Below are 21,551 nucleotides of genomic sequence, written 5' to 3'. Positions count from 1 at the left end.
TCTGAAATATGTAATTATTTAATCTTCACATATAATTATAGATAAGTAAATATCTTTTTAATAAATTAACAATGATATGTATTCTTATGCGAAGAATTTGTGACAATTATATATAACAAAATGACAAGCATAGTTGTCATTTCGACTATAATTATGTATATTATAAATATAGGTGGTGGTCAAATGAGAAATAGGGTAAAAGAGTTAAGAGCTCGGGAAGGATTTAACCAAACTGAATTGGCTAAAAGAGCAGGTATTTCAAGACAAACAGTTTCTTTGATAGAACGGAATAACTTTATGCCATCTGTATTGACTGCTGTTAGAATAGCAAGAATACTCAAAGAAAATGTTGAAGATGTTTTCATATTCGAGAAGGATGAATTATGAAAAAGAATAAAATTATGTTAATTGGTAACTTAATCTTATATATGCTGATCGGTGGTCTAGTAGGTGGCTTACTCACAAGTATTTTTAAAAAAGGACATGACTTTTTAGAAATTGAACTTACAACTGTGCAAACTGATATTACAGCCATTATACTAGCAATTGTATTAATCATTTTATTTATCATTTTATTAAACGTTTATAAAAAAGCTGGAAAATATAGAAAATTTGAAACAAATCCAGAAAATGAAGATGAAATAGAAATACAGTTAGAAAAAACATTAATTTAACCACCCATTTTGCTTGGTATCATTATGACAATAGCACTAACAATACTAAATATCGTCATTAATTTAACAAAAGAACCAAGTATGATGTCATTATTAATTGCGATGATTTCATTAATAGCAACAGCACCAATATCTTATATGCATTTATCTAAATTGAGAAAATTATACCCAGAGCGAAACTATCCTAAAGCAGGAGATAAAAAATTAAATGAAAAAATAATTGATATGATGGATAGTGGAGAACAATATATTACATTAATTGCATTACAAAAAACTTATACACTGAACCAACAATTAATAATCGGATGTATAGCATTATCATCAATATTCTCAATATCTTCAAACAATAATCAATTCTTTAGTGTGTCATTATTAATTATTTTATATTTAGTCAACACAATGTATTACTCTAAAAAAGTATCAGAATCAATATAAAAAACTGCCTATTAGGTAGTGACCCCCTAAAGTTAGTTTTTTTACTCTAACTTTAGGGGTGCAGTACCTTATGGGCAGTTTTTTGTTTGAATGAAGGAGGATGTGAGTTAAGAAGGCAGTAAACTCACGAAATCGTAAAAAATGTGAGTTATACGCAAAACAAAGCCAAGAGACCTTAAATCTCTTGGCTTTTTTCCTAATCTCGATATTCAATATTACAATGTATACGTATCAAATGATTGTAAGGCTTCTATTGCGCGATCTCTATCTGTGCTTGATTTGAAACTTAGTCTCAATGCACCCATAATGTCTTCTCTTACTTCTAATATTCGGATATTTGTTATTGATATGTGATTTTGACCGAGTATTCTTGTTACTTCACTGATCATACCTGGTTTATCTGGGATATCAACATATAAATCGAATGTTGAAGTTAGGGCACCTTGTTCTTTAATAGGGAGTTGGTCTCTATATGTTTTGGCTGATTGATAAAAATCATGAATTAATGCTGGATTTCCTTCTTCAATCATTTCTTTCGTATGTGTCATTTGTTCGATCCAATTTTCCATAAGTGTGACAAGATGTTCTTTATTTTCTAATGTGATGTCACGCCACATATCTGCATTACTGCTCGCGATTCGTGTGATGTCACGGAAACCGCCTGCTGCTAGTGTTCTGACATATTCGGATATTTGTGTGTTTTCTTCGTTCATATGAATTAAACTTGATGCGATGACATGTGGAAAATGACTGACGACGCCTGTTACATAGTCATGTTCTTTTGCTGACATTTTGATGAATTTTGCTTTAGTAGGTTCTAGCAAATGTTTGGCTTCACTATAAGCCGCTTCATTTTCTTCTTGGTCATATATCAATACATAATAAGCATTCTCGAATAAATGTTTTTTAGAATTTGTGACACCTGACTTATGGCTACCTGCCATTGGATGTCCACCGATTAAATGTATATCTTGTTCTAATAATTGTGATTCAAGTGAACTTAATCCTAATTTCGTACTACCTGTATCGGTAACGATTAATCCTGGTTTAGTATCAATTTCTAATAAACGCTTACCATACTCGATAGATTGTTGTACGGGTGTGGCTAATATAATTAAATCTGCTTGACTTGCACTAGAATCAAAGTCTGTTGCGATTTCATCTATAATTTTCATTGATAATGCGATTTCTGAATGTTTTTCAAAATAATCGTAACCTGTTATATGTAAATTGGGATGATAAAATTTAATATTTTGTATTAAACTCCCACCTATTAATCCTAGTCCAACTATAAATACGCGTTGCATAAAATCCCTCCAATACTTTAATAGTTTAAAGTAAGTTAGTGTGTGAAAGCAAGTGTTATTGATTTATTTTTTTAAAAGTATAGAATGATAATAAATGTATAAGGAGTGGTAATATGACAATTAACGTAAAAGAAACGATCAATACAATTAAAGAACTTGTTTACATTAATAGTCCATCGGGATTTGCTGATCCAGCAGTTGAATATTGTAGAAAAGTTGCTGAATCATTAAATTATGATACGAGTGTAACACACAAAGGCGGCTTATTTATCAACGTACCAGGAAAAAATGATGATGCACAACGTCTGATTACAGCACACGTTGACACATTAGGTGCAATTGTTAAAGATATTAAAGAAGATGGTAGATTGCAACTAGATTTAATTGGGGGATTTAGTTGGAATGCGATTGAAGGGGAATATTGTACCATCACTACGCAAAGTGGAAAAGAAATAACAGGTACCATTTGTTTACATGAAACAAGTGTCCATGTTTATAAAAATAATACAGAAATTCCACGAAATGCCGAACATATGGAAGTCAGATTAGATGAAAAGACATTTAATCCAGAAGATACAAGAGCATTAGGTATTGAAATTGGAGATGCTGTGAGTTTCGATCCAAGATTTGTACATACAGAATCAGGATTTGTTAAATCTCGACACCTTGATGATAAAGCGAGTGTTGCGATGATTTTACAATTTTTAAAATATCTTAAAGAAGAAAATGTCGAACTTCCACATACGACACAATTTTATATTTCAAACAATGAGGAAATTGGATATGGTGCAAATTCAAGTATTTCAGATAAAGTTGTAGAATTTATCGCATTTGATATGGGCGCATTAGGAGATGGGCAAGCTTCTGATGAATACACAGTATCTATTTGTGTAAAAGATGCTTCAGGTCCATATCATGTAGGTTTGAGAAATCATTTAGTCAATTTATGTAAAGAAAATGATATTCAATATAAATTAGATATATATCCTTATTATGGTTCTGATGCTTCTGCTGCTTTACATGCTGGAGCAGATATTAGACATGGATTATTCGGTGCAGGTATTGAATCTTCACATGCTTTAGAACGCACACATGAAGATTCTATTCTTGAAAGTGAAAAGTTATTAAGAGCTTATTGTTTATCAGAAATTAAAAACTAATCAGAATTTAAGGGTTGACATTTAAAATTTATTCTCGTATAGTGATATTTAATTAATCCGAAGAAATCATTCGGAATTTGAAAGATGAGTATCTCGTGTTGATAGTAGCAAATAGAAAGCTAATGGTTGATGTAAATTAGCACTACACACAATGAGAGAATTGGGCTTTCAAATTATCAATTAAATGAAATTTAGAGTGAACATGAAATTCAATGTTAACTAAGGTGGCACCACGGTAACGCGTCCTTACAGATAGCGTATACTGTGGTGTCTTTTTGTATACCTAAATCAGTGGTTATAAGTATAAATTAAAGCCTGTAGCAAACAGAAAGTTAGTGGTTGATGTAAACTAACACAGTTTAATTTAGAAATGGGGGCCATGTCGACATAATTAAATATTGAATGAGCGAATAAGTTATATACTTATTAATTAAGGTGGTACCGCGCATAAGCGTCCTGTTTGATTAGGATGTTTATGCGCGGTTTTTTTATTAAGGAGGATTAAGATGATTATTAAATTTAAAAAGTTAAATGCTGATATTACCCCAGAAACTTTAGGACAAATAAATCGAAAGAAAATGCTTTTAGAAAGTGCAAGTACAGATCAAATGAAAGGTAGATTTTCGATTGTAGCTTTCGATGCAGTTGGAAAAGTGAATTTATATGATGATTATTTACAAATATTCATAAATGAAGAAGTGCAACTTGTAAATGAGCGCCCATATGAATCACTAGAAGATTTCATCAATAATATGAAAGTTGACGAAGTTCCAGAGGCGTTAACACATTTACCATTTGTATCTGGCATGATCGGGTATTGTAGTTTCGATTTAATAAGATATCAAAATAAATTACTTAAGCAAATTGAATTGCAATCAGATATTCCTGACGCTTCATTTAATCTCGTTGAATCTGTATACGTATTTGATCATTTTAAAGAAGAATTGTTTGTTATCGCATCTAATCTTTTTAGTCAGATTACGGAAGAAGAAGTTGAGCAAGAACTTAATAATATGATTGAAACATTAAAAGATATTTCACTATTTCAAAATAAAATTGATCATACATTAAGAGGTGAACTTGAAACAAATATAAGTGAAGAAGATTTCATGCAAGAAGTCGAATATTATAAATCACTGATTAGTAAAGGTGATATGTTCCAAGTCGTACCTTCAAGAATTTATAAATATAAACATTACTTTAACGAACAACATAAAGATACATTGAAACTTCAAATTTATAAAAACTTAAAAAGACAAAACCCAAGTCCATATATGTATTACATTGACGATGAAGAAAGAACGATCATCGGTTCTTCACCAGAAAGTTTCATTAAGAAACAAGGTGACATCATTACAACGAATCCAATAGCAGGTACAAACAAACGAGGTCAAACAGAAGAAGAAGATAAACAAAATGAAATTGCACTGATTACAGATGAAAAAGAATTAGCTGAACATCGCATGCTTGTCGATCTTGGAAGAAATGATTTAAATATGATTGCACAAACAGGTTCAGTATATATGCCTAAGTTAATGACTGTTGAAAGATTTGAACATGTTATGCATATCGTCTCAATCGTCGAAGGTAAAATTAGACCAAACATTACACCGCTTCAAATGATTACAGCTTTATTACCAGCAGGAACAGTATCCGGTGCACCTAAGACGAGAGCAATTACAAGAATTTATGAAAGCAGAAAAAGAAAACGCGGTATATACGCTGGTGGTGTTGGCTATATTAACTGCAACCACGATTTAGATTTTGCTTTAACTATTAGAACGATGGTTGTAGATAACGAATATGTAAATGTAGAAGCTGGATGCGGTGTTGTATATGATTCAAACCCACAAAAAGAATTAAAAGAAACGATGATCAAAGCAAAAAGTTTATTGGAGGTTACACCATGATACTAGTAATTGATAATTATGATTCATTCACATACAACTTAGTAGATTTAATTAAGCAACATGATGATGTCGTGATCTATCATCCAGATGAGGCTCCATTCAATTTAAATATTGATGGATTGGTAATATCTCCAGGACCTGGTCATCCTAATGATACAGAAGACTTAAAAAATTTAATAACAGCTTATAAAGATAAACCGATATTAGGTATTTGTTTAGGCGCTCAAGCATTAACGACATATTACGGTGGAGAAGTTGTCGTAGGTAAAGAAGTTAAGCACGGTAAAGTCGATCAAATTGATATTATCGAAACTTCGAAATTATATCAAGAATGCGAGCAGCATTTTAATATTATGAGATATCACTCGTTAATTAGTGATGAAAAAACATTTCCTAACACTTTAAAAATTACAGTAAGAACGAAGGATTCCATACAATCATTTGAACATAAAATAAAACCACATTTCGGAGTACAATTTCATCCTGAATCATTTGCTTCAGATCATGGAAATGAAATTATAAAAGCTTTTATCGGCATAACAAAGGAAGGTGCAAATTATGAACACATTAAAACAACTCATTCAGTATCATGATTTATCGCAACAAGAAATGAAATCATTTGTAGATTTAATGATGGATGAACAAGCAGATGTATCATTAAAGGTTGCACATTTAGTAGCATTAAGTATGAAAGGTGAAACATCAGATGAATTATCGAACTTAAGTCAAAGTTTAATCGAAACAACATATAAAGAAAGACCTTATTTAGAAAATAGTATTTGTGTTTGTGGCACAGGTGGTGACCATTCTGGCAGCTTTAATATTTCAACAACCGCTTCATTTGTTGTTGCGGCAGCTGGCTTAAAAGTTTTGAAACATGGTAATAAAAGTATTACATCTAAAACAGGTAGCATTGATATCTTATCTGCTTTAAATATACAAACAACACCTATTAAACAAGCGACAGAAAAAGTAAACGAAACAAATTTAGCATTTTTAAGTGCAACGGAAACGTATCCGATTATGAAAACTGTACAACCTGTTCGTAAATCAATACCAACACCGACAACATTTAATTTACTTGGACCAATGATTCACCCATATCATTTAGATTACCAAGTGATGGGTGTTTATGATGAAACGAAACTTAAAATTATTGCTGAAGCAATTTATAAATTAGGAAGAAAACGTGCCATTATCGTACATGGTGCAGGTGGCATGGACGAAGCTACTTTATCTGGTGACAACATTATATATGAAGTATCTCAAGATGAAGGTATTAAACATTACACTGTAAATGCTGAAGACTACGGATTACAATCAGCGCCTAACGAATCATTAAAAGGTGGAACACCTGAAGAAAACAAAGTCATTACTTTAGATATTTTAACAGGACAAGATCATGGTCCTAAAAGAGATGTCGTTGTATTAAATGCTGCGTTAGCGTTATATACAGGTCAAAAAGTAGACTCTATCAAAGAAGGTATTACGTTAGCAGAATCTTTAATAGATGAGAAACATGCATTAAATACATTAGAAGCTGTAGGAGGCAAAGTTTATGACAATATTGGATGAGATTGTAGAATATAAAAAAACATTACTAAATGATCAATATTATGAACAAAAATTAAATACATTGGAAAAAGTGGATGTTCAACATAAAACATCTTTCTTAAGTCGTACACAGCATGATAATAAATTAAATATTATTGCTGAATTAAAAGCAAAAAGTCCTACAGTATCAGATATTCCGAAACGAGATATGGCTACTCAAATAAAACTATATGAACAACACGGTGCATCTGCTATATCAATATTAACGGATGAAAAATATTTCGATGGCAGTTATGAAAGATTACAAAGTTTAACAACTAAGACGACATTACCTGTATTATGTAAAGATTTTATTATTGATAAAAGACAAATTGACTTAGCGCATCATGTTGGTGCCTCAATCGTATTATTAATCGTGAATATTTTATCAAAAGAAGAACTCGAAACGTTATACGCATATGCGACAGAAAAAGGTTTAGAAGTACTTGTCGAAGTACATGATAAAGAGGAACTCGATATCGCACACGAAATTGGTGCACAGTTAATTGGCGTTAATAATCGTGACTTAAAAAGATTTGTCACAGACGTTAAACATACGAATGAGATCTTAACACAAATTAAACCAGGTGTAACATACATTTCTGAAAGTGGTATTCGTACTTTAGATGATGTGAAAAGTATTATCGGTAGTGGTATTGATGGCGCATTAATTGGGGAGTCATTAATGAAACATCCACACTTAGATGAATTTTTACCAAGTTTACGACTAGAAAAACAAGGTGAGCAACATGTTTATTAAATGTTGTGGCTTTCAAGATAAAGAAGCTATCGAAACAGCTGTATTGTATCATGTCGATGCAATTGGATTTATCACGTATCCAAAAAGTAAACGTTATGTATCTGTTGAAGAAATAAAGTCATTAAGTAAAGACATTCCCCAAACGATTGATATCGTAGCTGTTGTTGTGAATTTAACAATGGTAGAAATTGATCAACTTATTCAAGAAACTTCTATTAATACACTACAATTTCATGGTGATGAATCTGTGTCATTTATACAAGAGGTTAAAGAAAAGTATCCGCATATTAAGATTTATAAAGCTTTACCTGCTAATGATCAATTACTTACTAATATAGAAACTTTTAAAAATGATATAGATTTATTTTTAATCGATACGCCTTCAAAAGATTATGGTGGTACTGGGGTATCTTATGATTGGTCCATATTAAATGCATTAAACAATATTCCGTATTTAATTGCTGGTGGTATTAATATAGATAAAATTAAACAAATCGAATCATTAAACTTTAATCATAATGGTTATGACATATCAAGTGGAATTGAAACGAACGGACAAAAAGATAAAGAGAAAATTAAAGCATTACTAACATATGTAAAGGAATGATTGAATTGAATAAAAATATACAATTAGAAGCAGATGAATTAGGATTTTTCGGTGAATTTGGTGGACAATATGTACCAGAAACATTAATGCCAGCTATACAAGAATTAAACGATACGTATCAACAATTAAAAAATGATCCGGAATTTCATAAAACATTAAATGCTTATTTAAAAGATTATGTAGGTAGAGAGACACCTTTGACATATGCTGAGCGTTATACAGAAGCACTTGGCGGCGCAAAAATATACTTAAAAAGAGAAGATTTAAATCATACTGGTGCTCACAAAATCAATAACGCATTAGGACAAGCACTTATTGCTAAGAAAATGGGTAAAAGAAAGCTCGTTGCTGAAACTGGAGCCGGTCAACACGGTGTAGCAAGTGCAACAATTGCAGCACTGTTTGATATGGAACTTATCGTATTTATGGGTGAAGAAGATATTGAAAGACAAGCATTAAATGTATTCAGAATGGAATTGTTAGGCGCTAAAGTTGTACCTGTAACAGACGGACAAGGTACATTATCTGATGCAGTAAACAAAGCTTTACAATATTGGGTTTCACATGTTGAAGATACACATTATTTACTTGGATCAGCGTTAGGTCCTCATCCATTCCCAACTATCGTAAGAGATTTACAAAGTGTGATTGGTAAAGAAATTAAGAAACAAATATTAGAGAAAGAATCTCGATTACCAGATGCAGTCGTTGCATGTATAGGTGGCGGTTCAAATGCAATTGGTACATTCTATCCATTTGTAAATGATGAATCTGTTAAATTATACGGCGTTGAAGCTGCTGGTGAAGGTGTAGATACCACTAAACACGCTTTAGCTATTGAAAAAGGGAAACCAGGCGTGTTACATGGTTCTAGAATGTATTTAATTCAAGATGAAAATGGACAAGTCGAGCTTGCGCACTCTATTTCTGCAGGATTAGATTATCCAGGTGTAGGTCCGGAACATAGTTATTATAACAATATTGGGCGTGTTCAATATCCGAATGCAAGTGATACTGAAGCGATGGATGCGCTTATTAAATTTACACAATTAGAAGGTATTATTCCAGCTATTGAAAGTGCTCATGCATTGAGTTACGTCGAGAAACTAGCGCCAACAATGGATAAAGATGAAATTATTGTTGTGACGGTTTCTGGTAGAGGAGATAAAGACATGGAAACAATTAGAAAGTATATGCAAGAGAAGGGGGATCATCATGCGTAAATTATTTATACCATATGTCATGGGAAACAAAGATTTTATAGATTCAGTCAAACTTATGGACGAAAATGGCGCAGATTATATAGAAATTGGTTTACCTTTCTCAGATCCTGTTGCTGATGGCCCAACGATTATGGCGGCTGGACAAGAAGCGATTAAACAAGGGATGTCTGTTAATAAAATTATTGATCAACTGATCGAACATAAAGATGAAATCAATACATCATATTTATTTATGACTTATTATAATTTAATTGATGCATACGGTGTCGACGCTTTTATAGAACGAATTGCTGAAGCAAACGTTTACGGTTTAATCATTCCAGATTTACCATTTGAACTTGGACAAAGATTTAAAAAACATTTACAGCCTAAAAACATTAAATTAATTTCTTTAATTGCGATGACTTCTAGTGATGAACGAATTAAGCAAATAGCTGAGCATGCAGAAGGCTTTATTTACACAGTGACAATGAATGCAACGACTGGTGATGGCCGTGGTTTCCATGAATCTTTAAAAGATAAAATTAAATTTATACAACAACACGCTAATGTACCTGTTGTTTGTGGATTTGGTATTAGAACTGAAGAACATGCTAAAGAAATAAAGTCATTTAGTGATGGGATTGTAATTGGTAGTGAAATTGTTAAAAGATTAAAAAATGATTCAACAGAACAAACTCAAGCGTATTTACAAAGTATTAGAAAAGCTTTAGATGAAGAATAAAAAAGCATAACCCTTAATAGAAGAAATAGAAACACACTTCATGTATAATCGACATTAACAAATGAAAAGGAGTGTTTCTAATGAGCAAAAAAGTTCTCATAGTTGTTACAAATGCATCTCAATTTAAAGATGGAAAACCAACTGGGTTATGGCTAGAAGAAGCAGCAATTCCTTATAAAGTATTTATTAAAAATGGATTAGAAGTGGATATTGCATCTGTAAAAGGTGGCAGTGTTCCGATAGATCCAAATTCAACTCAAAATGACGAAGCGAAAGAATATCATGACGTATTAGAAAAGTTACAACAAACATATAGTATTAGAGACATCGTGTTTGAGAGTTATGATGGCATTTTCTTACCTGGTGGTCATGGAACAGTATTTGACTTTCCGAATAATGAAGACTTGGAAGATATGCTAGCATATTATAGAAATAACGATAAGGTGATTGGTGCAGTTTGCCACGGTCCAAGTGCATTTGTTGGCGCTAAGCTTCCAAATGGGAACTATTTAGTGGATGGTGTTAAATTAACTGCTTTTACTGATAGTGAAGAAAAAGCAATGAATTTAGAAAATGATGTACCATTCTTGCTACAAACAAAACTTGAAAAGCAAGGTGCTCGATTCGTTAAAGGTGCTGACTTTGAATCGCATACAGTTGCAGACGGTAAATTTGTCACAGGACAAAATCCGAATTCTAGTGAAGAGGTTGCCGAAAAATTTGTAAATGTATTAAAATAGTTAAGCAATATAAATAAAAACCTGCCATTCGGTAGGTTTTTATTTATGAAATAATGGTATAGTAATGAGTATTATTTTAGAATAAAGACAAAATATTGTATAATTGTAACAAATACATAAAAATGAGATTGGGAGTATTGTATAAATGAAATTTACAAATTTAACAACTGGTGAATTTGAAGCTTTTACAAATAAAATGCCGTACGCGCATTTTACACAAGCAGTAGGTAATTATGAATTAAAAACATCTGAAGGCACTTCAACACATTTAGTAGGGGTCAAAGATAATCAAGGTGAAGTATTAGCTGCGTGTCTGTTAACAAGTGTACCAGTTATGAAGAAGTTTAATTACTTTTACTCAAATAGAGGACCAGTAATGGATTATGATAACAAAGAACTTGTTGACTTTTTCTTTAAAGAAATCGTGAGCTATTTAAAAAGTTATAAAGGATTATTCTTTAGAATCGATCCTTACTTGCCATATGAACTAAGAGATCATGATGGCAATATTAAAAAATCATTCAACCGTGATGGTTTAATTAAACAATTTGAATCATTAGGCTATGAACATCAAGGCTTCACAACTGGTTTCCACCCAATACATCAAATTAGATGGCATTCTGTACTTAATTTAGAAGGCATGGACGAAAAGACACTTATCAAGAACATGGATAGTTTGAGAAAAAGAAATACTAAAAAAGTTCAAAAAAATGGTGTTAAAGTACGTTACTTATCTAAAGATGAAATGCCAATATTCCGTCAATTTATGGAAGATACAACAGAGAAGAAAGATTTCAACGATCGCGGTGATGACTTCTATTACAACAGATTAAAATACTTTGAAAATGTAAAGATTCCTTTAGCTTATATAGACTTTGAAACTTACATTCCACAATTAGAAAAAGACCATGAACAATACAACAAAGATATTGCGAAAGCTGAAAAAGATTTAGAAAAGAAACCAGATAATCAAAAAACGATTAATAAAATAGACAACTTAAAACAACAAAGAGAAGCAAATGAAGCTAAATTAGAAGAAGCACGTCAATTACAACAAGAACATGGTGATACATTACCAATAGCAGCAGGTTTCTTCATTATCAATCCATTTGAGGTTGTATATTATGCAGGTGGTTCATCTAATGAATATCGTCACTTTGCAGGTAGTTATGCAATTCAGTGGGAAATGATTAAATACGCATTAGATCACAATATTGACCGTTATAACTTCTATGGTATCAGCGGAGACTTCTCAGAAGATGCACCTGATGTTGGCGTTATTAAATTTAAAAAAGGTTACAATGCAGATGTTTATGAATATATTGGTGATTTCGTTAAACCAATTAATAAACCAGCGTACAAAGCGTATACAACACTAAAAAAAGTATTAAAAAAATAAATGATTTTCAGTAAGAGAGGAATTTAGATAATATGAAATTTACAGAATTAACAGTTACTGAATATGATGAGTTCGTATCTGATAGTCGATACGAAAGTCACTACTTTCAAGTAAAAGAAAACATCAAGACGAGGGAAAATGATGGTTTTCAAGTTGTATTATTAGGTGTTAAAGATGAGAATAACCAAGTCGTTGCAGCAAGTCTATTCTCTAAAATACCAACATTAGGTAGTTATGTGTATTATTCAAATCGTGGTCCGGTAATGGATTATAGCAATCTAGATTTAGTGACATATTACTTCAAAGCACTTGAAAAGTACTTAAAACATCATCAATGTCTATATGTTAAAGTCGATCCATACTGGATTTACAATATATACGATAAAGGTATTGAACAAATTAAAGAAGATGGCGCTAATGACCAAATCGTTGATCTCATTAAATCACTAGGCTATGACCATCACGGCTTTACGACTAAATATGATCCATCGAGCCAAGTGAGATGGATGGGTGTCTTGAACTTAAAAGATAAAACATTAGCAGAAGTTAAAAAAGGATTCGACAGCCAAAGAAAACGTAACGTCAATAAAGCACATAATTACGGTGTTAAAGTACGTTTCTTAGAACGCGATGAATTAGATATATTCTTTAAATTATATAGAGAAACAGAAGAAAGAGCTGGCTTTATTTCTAAGACAGATGAATATTTCTTAAACTTTATCGATACATATGGTTCTAAAGCATTAGTACCATTAGCATATATCGACTTAAATGAATATATTCAATCAACACAAGAGAATTTAAATGAATTAGAAACAAAACGTGATCAAATGATGGCGAAAGAAAACAAATCTGAAAAACAATTAAAGAAAATTGCTGAAACAGACCGTTTAATCGACCATGCACAGAAAGAATTATTAGAAACTAGCGAACTTATTAAAACAGATGGCGAAATCTTAAACTTAGCTTCAGGTGTATTCTTTGAAAATGCATATGAAATCAATTATTTCTCAGGTGGCTCAAGTGAAAAATACAATCACTTTATGGGACCATATATGATGCATTGGCATATGATTAATTATTGTTTCGAAAATGGATTTGATAGATACAACTTCTACGGATTATCAGGAGATTTCACAGAAGATAGCGAAGATTACGGTGTATATCGATTTAAACGAGGATTTAACGTTCAAATCGAAGAATTAATCGGAGATTTCTATAAACCAATCAATAAGAAAAAATATTTCTTACACAATGTAATCCAAAAAGTACGATCTAAAATTAAAAAGTAATCAAAAAAGCTGAAATTCATATTTCAGCTTTTTTTACGTTAAATATACGGTTAGTGACACATATCATATTTAATCCATTAACTAGTTTACATAATATATATTATAGGAAGTTAAGTATATTGTCTTAGGGGACGCCTATTCTACATAAAAACCTAACTAATTTATATTGTTATATGTTTAACTTGTAACGCTTCATCAATTGCATATAGATCTGGATTCATTAAAGCTTTCCATTCATCAAAGCCAAATTGTTTATCAAAATGATTTAGTAATAATGACATGATGTTTTCATGTGTTACGATTAATGCATGTTCATTTACTGGTATCGACTTAAATACTTCTAAAATTCGCTGTTGAGCTTCTAAACTTGTTTCGCCATTATGTATACGATAATTAAAGTCACTGAAAGTCATTTTAAGCTCAGTTAGCCAATTATCTATTGGTAAGTCACTTAAAATACGCTCATTTAATCGGCTATCATAAGTTAATGGTGTTTGGTATTTTGTTATATATGGTTTGATTGATACATATAAGTAGCTTTGCAATGTCTTAATACATAAATCATTCAATCACTCCATATTGATTTTAAGAAAGCATATCATACATCATGATAAAGAAAAACTACTATAAATCGAAATAAATACGATTTATAGTAGTTTATGCTATTGATTCATTTTGACATAACTTGCAATGGCTTTACTAGCAAATTGTGCGGTACCGTCACCAAATTTATTAATATTTTTAGTAAATCTTTCATCACTTACATACATATCACCGATACTACCAAATGCTTCTAAACTATACTCGCAATCAATATTAGAATTTAAATACGTGTACCATCTTTGTACAATTGATTGAGCAATTTCTGAGTCTGGAGATTCATTTCTGTTTGCTGCAAATGTTCTAAAGATATCATTCATTTCTTCTTCTTTTGAAGCTTTTTCTTCTTTAGACCAACTATTAATACGATTGTTGGCTTTATCTACAGTCTTTTTCCCCCACTTTTCACGTGCTTCATCTTCATATTCATTCTGATTAAACTCAAAACCTATAAATTTATCTTCATTCGTCATGTTAATTTCTCCTTTCATATGTTTCGTCGTTTGATCTATCGTTTGAATCATTTGATCAATTCTTGTTCTTTTATTGATAAGCATCTTTTTATGCATATTTAACGCTTTTTCTTTATCAAACGAAGGATCATCAAGAATTTCTTTTATCTTTTTTAGAGGAAAATCAAGTTCTTTAAAAAATAAAATTTGCTGTAATCTGTCTACATTCTCGTCTGAATACAATCGATAACCAGAAGATGATACATTAGACGGATTCAGTAAATTAATTTCATCATAATGGTGAAGCGTGCGCACACTTATACCGACTAATTGAGCAATTTCTTTAACAGTCATTTCCATTTACTTAACCTCCTCATAACCCTACTATAAAGTCTTACGTTACGTTAGAGTCAACTATATAAACAAAAAAATAAATAAAGTCAATTTCGTACATGTTATAATACATTTAGAATATCACGTAAGTCAGGAGTTTTATAATGAATAAAGAGATACAACTTGAATTAAAATTAGAAACATCTCGGTTAATACTATTAGCTGGAGAACAAGTTTTTTCATACAAAGAGACAATAAAGGACGAAATGCTTAACTCAGTAAATACATTAAAAGATTGGGCAGCATTCTTCAATTATCAATTCGATGAATATAAAGTGACTGATTTTCTTAATAAATCAACTGACCCACAATATAACAAAGAATATTTTAGATATTTTATCTTTGAAAAGGATACGATGCAATTTGTAGGATCAGTTGTACTTCAAGATATCGATTTAAGATTACCATCATGTGAAATTGGTTATTGGGCAGTCAATTCAGGTTTAGGCAAAGGATATATAACAGAAGCTATTCAATATATTACACAACATGTTATAGAAAACCATGGCTTTGCAAGAATAGAAGCATACATAGATGTTAAAAATACAAGAAGTATTAACACCATTGAAAGATGTGGGTATGAACGAGAAGGAACATTAAAGAACTCAGATTTAAGCGCAGACCAACAAAGTTTTATTAACGAAGCACTCTATGCAATCACGACACCTGTTTATTTTAAATAAAGAAAGAAAAAGCGACTGGTATATATAGAAATATCTCAGTCGTTATTAGCAGTTTTGGTTGAAGGTGCAAATACTAGTGTCGTTATTAGCAGTTTTGATAAGAAGGCCAAATAACGAGTGTGTTAGTAACACTTCGGTCGAGTTTTGTAACTATGTGTATCCTTAGTAACATTTCGGCAGAGTTTTGTAATTATAGCTATCCTTAGTAACATTTCGGCAGAGTTTTGTAATTATAGCTATCCTTAGTAACACTTCGGCCAAGTTTTGTAATTAACGCCCTCGTTATGAACAAGTTTAGCCGAAAGTGTTCACAAGAGCCTCGTTACGAACAAGTTTGGTCAGAAGTGTTCATAACGATCGATCAATCAATCAAAAAAGTCTGGGACATAATGTAATGTCTCAGACTTTTCTAGTATCTTGGCAGTAGATGTCTGAAGCCGAAATGCGCTTGTACCAAGCTTTTTTCAACTCTAGTCATCCTTGCCGGGGCGGGACTATGAAATCTTTTTTACAAATTAGATTTCTGTCCCGCTCCCCCTATTTATTACGTCTTTTTAATTCATTAAATTGACGTTCATCTTCTATTGTTTCATCTTGACTATGTTTTTTCAGCTAATCTTTTTTGATTCTTTCTCATTAAGTACCATGTTAATAAGCATACAAATAAACTTACGATTGCCATAAATGCTGCATAGCCTAATAATGGTTCGTATGTAATATCATAAAAATTAGGTAATATAAATGCAATCATACCTAATACGACAAATGTCAAAATTGCACTGATGACGTGTTTTTTAAGTATTAATGATGATAATACAGAAAAAACAATAACGACGACAAATGAAATCCATATTTGGGAAATCAAAAATATTCAAGATGCACGTCTCCTTTATCTAGTTGTACTGGTCTATACCCCTTTTATTTATGTTTAATTACGATATAGATAAAAATTTGATTTTTTTATATAAATTTAATTCTACATTTGCAATTTTGTTTAAATTTTACGGACATTATCGCACAAATGTGACCATGATACGCCAGATAAATTGTTCAAATAGTACGTTGTATCATATGACGTAGAAGATGTTTATATGTATAATATGTACATAAGTACATAAATAAGTAAATTTTAAAAAAGGGTGATTTGATGGGACAATCATTACGAAGTGAAGTTCCTGTTCAAGAAACATGGGATCTTTCAAGTTTGTATCAAGACAATGATGCATTTTATAGTGCATTAAAAGCATTAGTTGAAAATGTTACAGCATTTAATGAAAAATATGTGAATCAGTTAAATGAAATATCAACAATTGAATCTGCTTTACGTGAACAAGCTGATCTTATTGTAAGTATTATTCACTTAAGTACATATGTAGAATTACTTTATTCGACTGATACGACAGATGAACAAAGTCAAAAAGTAGCTGCACAATTTTCTACTACATATGGAAAAGTTGCTGGTTTATTATCATTCGTAGAGTCAGAAATTTTGCAATTAGATGATGAAGCATTCAATGCTTTAATTAAACAATCTGAGTATCCTAAATATTTAACGTTGTTAAAACGTCAAAAAGAACATACGCTACATCCTGAAGTAGAAAAAGCGTTAGCAACCTTCTCACCTACTTTTGGTGCGCCATATGAATTATATGGTATTACGAAAATGTTAGATATTGAGTTTGGTACTTTTGAAGCGAATGGAGAAGAAATACCTTTAGATTATGTATCATTTGAAGGTGATTACGAAGTTGACTCTAATACAGAAGTTAGACGTAATGCATTTAAGAAATTTAGTGATGCGTTACGCCGTTATGAAAATACAACTGCAGCAACATACAATGCTCACGTTCAAAAAGAAAAAATTGAATCTGAAATACGTGGTTACGATTCTGTAATTGATTTCTTATTAGAATCACAAGATGTAACGAGAGAAATGTATGATCGTCAAATAGATGTTATTTCAGAAGAATTAGCACCACATATGAGAAGATATGCGCAATTACTTAAACGTACAAATAATCTAGATAAATTGAAATTTGAAGATTTACGTATATCATTAGACCCTACTTATGAACCGGATGTATCAATTGAAGGTTCTAAAGAATATATTAAAGAAGCATTAAGTGTACTTGGTGAAGATTATATGCAAATGGTCAATGATAGTTATGATAAACGCTGGATTGACTTCCCTCAAAACAAAGGGAAACAAACAGGTGCTTATTGTGCAAGTCCATACGGTGTTAACCCATTCATATTTATTTCATGGACAAGTAAAATGACTGAAGTATTTGTATTAGCACATGAACTTGGTCATGCAGGACACTTTAATTTAGCAAATGCACATCAAAATGTATATCAAGCAGATTGTTCAATGTACTTTGTAGAAGCACCATCAACAATGAATGAAATGTTAATGGCTAATAATTTATTGAAGAAATCAGATGATCCGAAATTTAAACGTTGGGTTATTAGCTCAATTATTTCAAGAACGTACTATCATAATATGGTTACACATTTATTAGAAGCTAAATATCAAAGAGAAGTTTATAGACATGTTGATAAAGGTGAAGCACTCACTGCCCCACTTTTAAATAGCATTAAGAAACAAGTTATTTCTGATTTCTGGGGAGACGAAGTTGAAATAACAGAAGGTGCAGAATTAACATGGATGCGCCAACCACATTATTATATGGGCTTATACCCTTATACGTATTCAGCAGGTTTAACAATCGGAGCTGCTATGAGTCAAAGAATTGAAAAAGAAGGACAACCTGCTGTTGAAGATTGGTTAAATGTCTTAAAAGCTGGTGGTTCTAAATCTCCTGTTGAACTTGCTCAAATGGCAGGTATTGATATTACGACAGATAAACCACTTAAAGAAACAATCGCGTATATCGGCCACTTAATCGACGAGCTAGAATCACTTACAAACGAAATTGAATAATATGTTTTCTATTATTAATGTAGAGACTGGTACACTTTATTGTTTCAGTCTCTACATTTTCTTATTCAATATAAACACCCTTATTAAATAACCGTATTATATATTATTCTAATTTTAATATTATTTGTGTTACAATATAATCAAACAAATTCGAACTTATTAAAAAGTTAATATATAGGAGGATCACAAGTGAAATTAAAAGTTGATAGGCACCGTTTTATAATGGATGAACTTAAAAATAATATGTCTGTGAAAGTATCTTCCCTTTCGGAGAAGATGAACGTTGCTGAAATGACAATTAGAAGAGATTTACAAGAACTAGAAAACAATGGTTTATTAAATAGAATTCATGGTGGCGCTAAATTAATTGAAGATAACTTATATAATGAAAAGTCACATAAAGAAAAGCAAACTATCAATGTTTCTAATAAAATGAAAATCGCTCAAAAGTGTGGCGAACTGATTCATAATGAAGATATTATTTTTATCGGATCAGGTTCTACAAATGAACTCATATTTGATTTTATAAAAGATAAGAACTTAAGCATATTTACAAATTCGCTTGATATATTCTTACAATATAAAGATTTATCAAACATTGATGTATTACTCGTAGGTGGTCGTTTCAGATCCAAAACGGGTACATTTATCGGACACTTTGCGAACAAAATGATGGAAGACTTTCATGTAGCAAAAGCCTTTGTCGGAGTTAACGGTATATATGGTCAAAAATTAACAACTGCTAATGAAGAAGAAGGTAAAGGTATTCATATCATTTTAGAAAATGCAAAGCTTAAATATATTACAGCAGACAGCACTAAATTCGGTGTTCAAGCATTATATAACTTCTATAATATTAACGATGTCGATGCTGTTATTTCAGATGATGATGTAAGTGAAGAAATATTAAACACATATCCAAACAAGATTAAGTAGTTATCAAAATGAATATTAAAAGAAACGCAATATAGAATAGCATATCGCTATTTTATATTGCGTTTTTTATTGACAGAAAGTATGTTTGATTTTATATTATAATTAACAAAAAACAAACAATTACAAACATAGGAGGAAGTATATGAAAGTTTTTATTAATTGTATTCGTAAATCCAGCCCTTTAAAAGACAAGATTATTCAGGAACTATCTCATTCTAACATTGAATGGATTGATTTGTACGATGAAACACTTGAAGACGATGTGTTTGCTGTAACTGTAAATACTATAGAAGCAGTTAAAAATAATGAAGATGCTAAAGCTTTAATTATTGATGATTATGGTATTGCACTATTCATTATCGCGAACAAACATAAAAATATAATCGCTGCTTCAGTTTCAGATGACCGTTCTGCTTATATGACAGCACGTCACAACAATACAAAAATTATGATTCTTGCTTCTGAAATTGTTGGCCCTACTCTAGCGATTAATTGTGCTAAAGCATTTGGAGAATCATCTTATGATGCTGGCCGACATCAAATCAGAATAGATATGTTAAATAGTTTGTGTTAAGGAGAAAGTTAAATGAAGATAGCTATTGGATGCGATCATATCGTTACGGATGAAAAAATCAAAGTATCAGATTTTATTAAAAGTATTGGTCATGAAGTGATAGATGTTGGAACTTATGATCATCAAAGAACACACTACCCTATTTATGGTGTAAATGTCGCAAAAGCTGTTATAGAAGGAAAAGCTGACTTAGGTGTTGTACTTTGTGGTACAGGTGTAGGTATTAGTGTTTCAGCAAATAAAGTACCTAATGCGAGAGTTGCACTTGTTAGAGACATAACAAGCGCTCGTTTAGCGAAAGAAAAATATAATTGCAATATTATTGGAGTCGGTGGAACGATTTCAGGCATTGATTTAATAACTGATATCGTTGAAACCTTTATAGATGCTGAGTATATCCAAACAACGGAATCAGATCAATTAATAGAACGCATAAATCAATTGTTAACAGACGACCAAGTTCAATATGATTCCAATCAGTTTAACAAATATATTGATAAATGGAATAAAGGAGAATATGTGGATGAGGTGAAACATTGAAATTATTAACAATTACATTAAATACTTCAGTGGATATCGCCTATCAACTAGATCATTTTGAATTGAACAAAACGAACCGCGTTAAAAATGTTATTAAAACAGCTGGTGGCAAAGGATTGAATGTTACGAGAGTGGCAAACATTTTAGGCATTAATCATTTGGCAACTGGCGTTATCAGAGGTACTACTGGTGAATTTATTAAGCGTGATTTAGATCAAGATGATATTAAACATGATTTTTATGAAACAAATATTGAATCGAGACAATGTATTGCGATTTTAAATGGAGCACATCAAACAGAATTACTTGAACCAGGAGATCCAATTACGCAAGAAGATATTCAGTCATTTATGAAGCATGTGACTAAACTTATTCAAGCGCATGACATTGTTGCGATATCAGGTAGTGCTCTACCAGGCATGAATGTTGAAACTTATCAGGCACTTATCGATTTCGCTGTTAGTCACGGTAAGAAAGTATTGTTAGATGTAAATGGTCATACTTTAAAAGATTTATTAAATCATGAAAGTCAAAGCTTACCTTATTTAATTAAACCTAATATCGAGGAACTAAATCAGCTATTTAATGTGAAAAAATCATGATAA

22 protein-coding genes and 1 pseudogene are annotated in these 21,551 nt (G+C 31.4%); 19 read left to right on the top strand and 4 right to left on the bottom strand.

The window, feature by feature from the left end; translation table 11 throughout:
• Nucleotides 1-183: 183 nt before the first annotated feature.
• Entirely contained in the window at nt 184-387 is a 204-nt protein-coding gene (locus tag MUA60_RS08285) for a helix-turn-helix transcriptional regulator (RefSeq protein WP_262647857.1), read from the top strand.
• Nucleotides 384-1,109, top strand: a pseudogene (locus MUA60_RS08280) (DUF3169 family protein). The gene MUA60_RS08285 and the pseudogene MUA60_RS08280 overlap by 4 nt, the downstream one beginning before the upstream one ends.
• Before the next feature lie 215 nt (nt 1,110-1,324).
• Here MUA60_RS08280 and MUA60_RS08275 read toward each other — a convergent pair.
• On the bottom strand, nt 1,325-2,416 hold the full coding sequence (locus MUA60_RS08275; RefSeq protein ID WP_262647856.1) for a prephenate dehydrogenase: 1,092 nt from the start codon (nt 2,414-2,416) through the stop codon (nt 1,325-1,327).
• A 113-nt stretch (nt 2,417-2,529) separates the two neighbouring features.
• Between MUA60_RS08275 and MUA60_RS08270 the strand changes: the two genes are divergently transcribed.
• The 11 genes from MUA60_RS08270 to MUA60_RS08220 all read left to right on the top strand — a co-directional run bounded on the left by MUA60_RS08270 (nt 2,530) and on the right by MUA60_RS08220 (nt 13,824).
• Complete coding sequence (locus MUA60_RS08270; RefSeq protein WP_262647855.1) at nt 2,530-3,576, top strand: M42 family metallopeptidase; 1,047 nt, start codon at nt 2,530-2,532, stop codon at nt 3,574-3,576.
• Between the two features lie 506 nt (nt 3,577-4,082).
• Nucleotides 4,083-5,486, top strand: a complete 1,404-nt coding sequence (locus tag MUA60_RS08265; RefSeq protein ID WP_262647854.1) for an anthranilate synthase component I — start codon at nt 4,083-4,085, stop codon at nt 5,484-5,486.
• Nucleotides 5,483-6,079 carry an anthranilate synthase component II gene (locus MUA60_RS08260; protein WP_262647853.1) on the top strand — a complete coding sequence of 199 codons (597 nt, stop codon included), beginning with the start codon at nt 5,483-5,485 and terminating at the stop codon, nt 6,077-6,079. The genes MUA60_RS08265 and MUA60_RS08260 overlap by 4 nt, the downstream gene beginning before the upstream one ends.
• The gene (gene trpD, locus MUA60_RS08255) at nt 6,045-7,061 is read left to right on the top strand and encodes an anthranilate phosphoribosyltransferase (protein ID WP_262647852.1); all 1,017 of its coding nucleotides are present in this window, start codon (nt 6,045-6,047) and stop codon (nt 7,059-7,061) included. The genes MUA60_RS08260 and trpD overlap by 35 nt, the downstream gene beginning before the upstream one ends.
• Nucleotides 7,045-7,839, top strand: coding sequence for an indole-3-glycerol phosphate synthase TrpC (gene trpC / locus MUA60_RS08250; protein WP_262647851.1), 795 nt, complete (start codon nt 7,045-7,047; stop codon nt 7,837-7,839). Before trpD ends, trpC begins: the two co-directional genes overlap by 17 nt.
• Entirely contained in the window at nt 7,829-8,446 is a 618-nt protein-coding gene (locus tag MUA60_RS08245) for a phosphoribosylanthranilate isomerase (protein ID WP_262647850.1), read from the top strand. Before trpC ends, MUA60_RS08245 begins: the two co-directional genes overlap by 11 nt.
• Nucleotides 8,447-8,451: 5 nt before the next feature.
• A complete protein-coding gene (gene trpB / locus MUA60_RS08240; RefSeq protein ID WP_103361024.1) occupies nt 8,452-9,669 on the top strand; it encodes a tryptophan synthase subunit beta in 1,218 nt (405 codons plus the stop codon).
• Nucleotides 9,662-10,393 (top strand): tryptophan synthase subunit alpha, encoded by a 732-nt coding sequence (gene trpA / locus MUA60_RS08235; protein WP_262647849.1) that lies wholly within the window; start codon nt 9,662-9,664, stop codon nt 10,391-10,393. The genes trpB and trpA overlap by 8 nt, the downstream gene beginning before the upstream one ends.
• A gap of 80 nt (nt 10,394-10,473) precedes the next feature.
• Nucleotides 10,474-11,133, top strand: a complete 660-nt coding sequence (locus MUA60_RS08230; protein WP_262647848.1) for a type 1 glutamine amidotransferase domain-containing protein — start codon at nt 10,474-10,476, stop codon at nt 11,131-11,133.
• 145 nt (nt 11,134-11,278) lie between these two features.
• Complete coding sequence (locus MUA60_RS08225) at nt 11,279-12,532, top strand: aminoacyltransferase (RefSeq protein ID WP_262647847.1); 1,254 nt, start codon at nt 11,279-11,281, stop codon at nt 12,530-12,532.
• A gap of 32 nt (nt 12,533-12,564) precedes the next feature.
• On the top strand, nt 12,565-13,824 hold the full coding sequence (locus MUA60_RS08220; protein ID WP_262647846.1) for an aminoacyltransferase: 1,260 nt from the start codon (nt 12,565-12,567) through the stop codon (nt 13,822-13,824).
• A 161-nt stretch (nt 13,825-13,985) separates the two neighbouring features.
• On the opposite strand, the gene MUA60_RS08215 is transcribed toward MUA60_RS08220, so the two are convergent.
• Entirely contained in the window at nt 13,986-14,393 is a 408-nt protein-coding gene (locus MUA60_RS08215) for a histidine phosphatase family protein (RefSeq protein ID WP_262647845.1), read from the bottom strand.
• A gap of 93 nt (nt 14,394-14,486) precedes the next feature.
• Nucleotides 14,487-15,236, bottom strand: a complete 750-nt coding sequence (locus tag MUA60_RS08210; protein ID WP_262647844.1) for a MerR family transcriptional regulator — start codon at nt 15,234-15,236, stop codon at nt 14,487-14,489.
• Nucleotides 15,237-15,373: 137 nt separating this feature from the next.
• Here MUA60_RS08210 and MUA60_RS08205 point away from each other — a divergent pair, with 137 nt between their 5' ends.
• A complete protein-coding gene (locus tag MUA60_RS08205; protein ID WP_262647843.1) occupies nt 15,374-15,952 on the top strand; it encodes a GNAT family N-acetyltransferase in 579 nt (192 codons plus the stop codon).
• A 598-nt stretch (nt 15,953-16,550) separates the two neighbouring features.
• Here the strand turns inward: MUA60_RS08205 and MUA60_RS08200 are convergent.
• Complete coding sequence (locus MUA60_RS08200) at nt 16,551-16,817, bottom strand: hypothetical protein (RefSeq protein ID WP_262647842.1); 267 nt, start codon at nt 16,815-16,817, stop codon at nt 16,551-16,553.
• A 282-nt stretch (nt 16,818-17,099) separates the two neighbouring features.
• Here MUA60_RS08200 and pepF point away from each other — a divergent pair, with 282 nt between their 5' ends.
• From pepF to MUA60_RS08175, 5 genes are all read left to right on the top strand, one after another.
• Nucleotides 17,100-18,896: an oligoendopeptidase F gene (gene pepF, locus MUA60_RS08195; protein ID WP_262647841.1), complete on the top strand. Its 1,797-nt coding sequence runs from the start codon at nt 17,100-17,102 to the stop codon at nt 18,894-18,896.
• Between the two features lie 189 nt (nt 18,897-19,085).
• The gene (locus MUA60_RS08190) at nt 19,086-19,832 is read left to right on the top strand and encodes a DeoR/GlpR family DNA-binding transcription regulator (protein ID WP_172965063.1); all 747 of its coding nucleotides are present in this window, start codon (nt 19,086-19,088) and stop codon (nt 19,830-19,832) included.
• 142 nt (nt 19,833-19,974) lie between these two features.
• Nucleotides 19,975-20,406, top strand: coding sequence for an RpiB/LacA/LacB family sugar-phosphate isomerase (locus MUA60_RS08185; protein WP_262647840.1), 432 nt, complete (start codon nt 19,975-19,977; stop codon nt 20,404-20,406).
• A gap of 12 nt (nt 20,407-20,418) precedes the next feature.
• On the top strand, nt 20,419-20,946 hold the full coding sequence (gene lacB, locus MUA60_RS08180; protein WP_262647839.1) for a galactose-6-phosphate isomerase subunit LacB: 528 nt from the start codon (nt 20,419-20,421) through the stop codon (nt 20,944-20,946).
• On the top strand, nt 20,943-21,548 hold the full coding sequence (locus tag MUA60_RS08175) for a 1-phosphofructokinase family hexose kinase (protein ID WP_262647838.1): 606 nt from the start codon (nt 20,943-20,945) through the stop codon (nt 21,546-21,548). Before lacB ends, MUA60_RS08175 begins: the two co-directional genes overlap by 4 nt.
• The last annotated feature ends 3 nt before the right edge of the window (nt 21,549-21,551 follow it).

Origin of the sequence: Mammaliicoccus sciuri, assembly GCF_025561425.1 — a bacterium.
Taxonomy (GTDB): Bacteria; Bacillota; Bacilli; order Staphylococcales; family Staphylococcaceae; genus Mammaliicoccus; species Mammaliicoccus sciuri_A.
This window is presented reverse-complemented; position numbering and strand designations above follow the sequence as displayed.

Excerpts from the sequence above, each read along its gene's own strand:
- MUA60_RS08185 (WP_262647840.1), top strand. The coding sequence starts at position 19,975 with ATGAAAGTTTTTATTAATTGTATTCGTAAATCCAGCCCTTTAAAAGAC.
- MUA60_RS08285 (WP_262647857.1), top strand. The coding sequence starts at position 184 with ATGAGAAATAGGGTAAAAGAGTTAAGAGCTCGGGAAGGATTTAACCAA.
- trpC (WP_262647851.1), top strand. The coding sequence starts at position 7,045 with ATGACAATATTGGATGAGATTGTAGAATATAAAAAAACATTACTAAAT.
- MUA60_RS08230 (WP_262647848.1), top strand. The coding sequence starts at position 10,474 with ATGAGCAAAAAAGTTCTCATAGTTGTTACAAATGCATCTCAATTTAAA.
- MUA60_RS08260 (WP_262647853.1), top strand. The coding sequence starts at position 5,483 with ATGATACTAGTAATTGATAATTATGATTCATTCACATACAACTTAGTA.
- MUA60_RS08210 (WP_262647844.1), bottom strand. The coding sequence starts at position 15,236 with ATGGAAATGACTGTTAAAGAAATTGCTCAATTAGTCGGTATAAGTGTG.
- MUA60_RS08270 (WP_262647855.1), top strand. The coding sequence starts at position 2,530 with ATGACAATTAACGTAAAAGAAACGATCAATACAATTAAAGAACTTGTT.
- MUA60_RS08245 (WP_262647850.1), top strand. The coding sequence starts at position 7,829 with ATGTTTATTAAATGTTGTGGCTTTCAAGATAAAGAAGCTATCGAAACA.
- lacB (WP_262647839.1), top strand. The coding sequence starts at position 20,419 with ATGAAGATAGCTATTGGATGCGATCATATCGTTACGGATGAAAAAATC.
- MUA60_RS08220 (WP_262647846.1), top strand. The coding sequence starts at position 12,565 with ATGAAATTTACAGAATTAACAGTTACTGAATATGATGAGTTCGTATCT.
- MUA60_RS08205 (WP_262647843.1), top strand. The coding sequence starts at position 15,374 with ATGAATAAAGAGATACAACTTGAATTAAAATTAGAAACATCTCGGTTA.
- trpD (WP_262647852.1), top strand. The coding sequence starts at position 6,045 with ATGAACACATTAAAACAACTCATTCAGTATCATGATTTATCGCAACAA.
- MUA60_RS08225 (WP_262647847.1), top strand. The coding sequence starts at position 11,279 with ATGAAATTTACAAATTTAACAACTGGTGAATTTGAAGCTTTTACAAAT.
- pepF (WP_262647841.1), top strand. The coding sequence starts at position 17,100 with ATGGGACAATCATTACGAAGTGAAGTTCCTGTTCAAGAAACATGGGAT.
- trpA (WP_262647849.1), top strand. The coding sequence starts at position 9,662 with ATGCGTAAATTATTTATACCATATGTCATGGGAAACAAAGATTTTATA.
- MUA60_RS08265 (WP_262647854.1), top strand. The coding sequence starts at position 4,083 with ATGATTATTAAATTTAAAAAGTTAAATGCTGATATTACCCCAGAAACT.
- MUA60_RS08275 (WP_262647856.1), bottom strand. The coding sequence starts at position 2,416 with ATGCAACGCGTATTTATAGTTGGACTAGGATTAATAGGTGGGAGTTTA.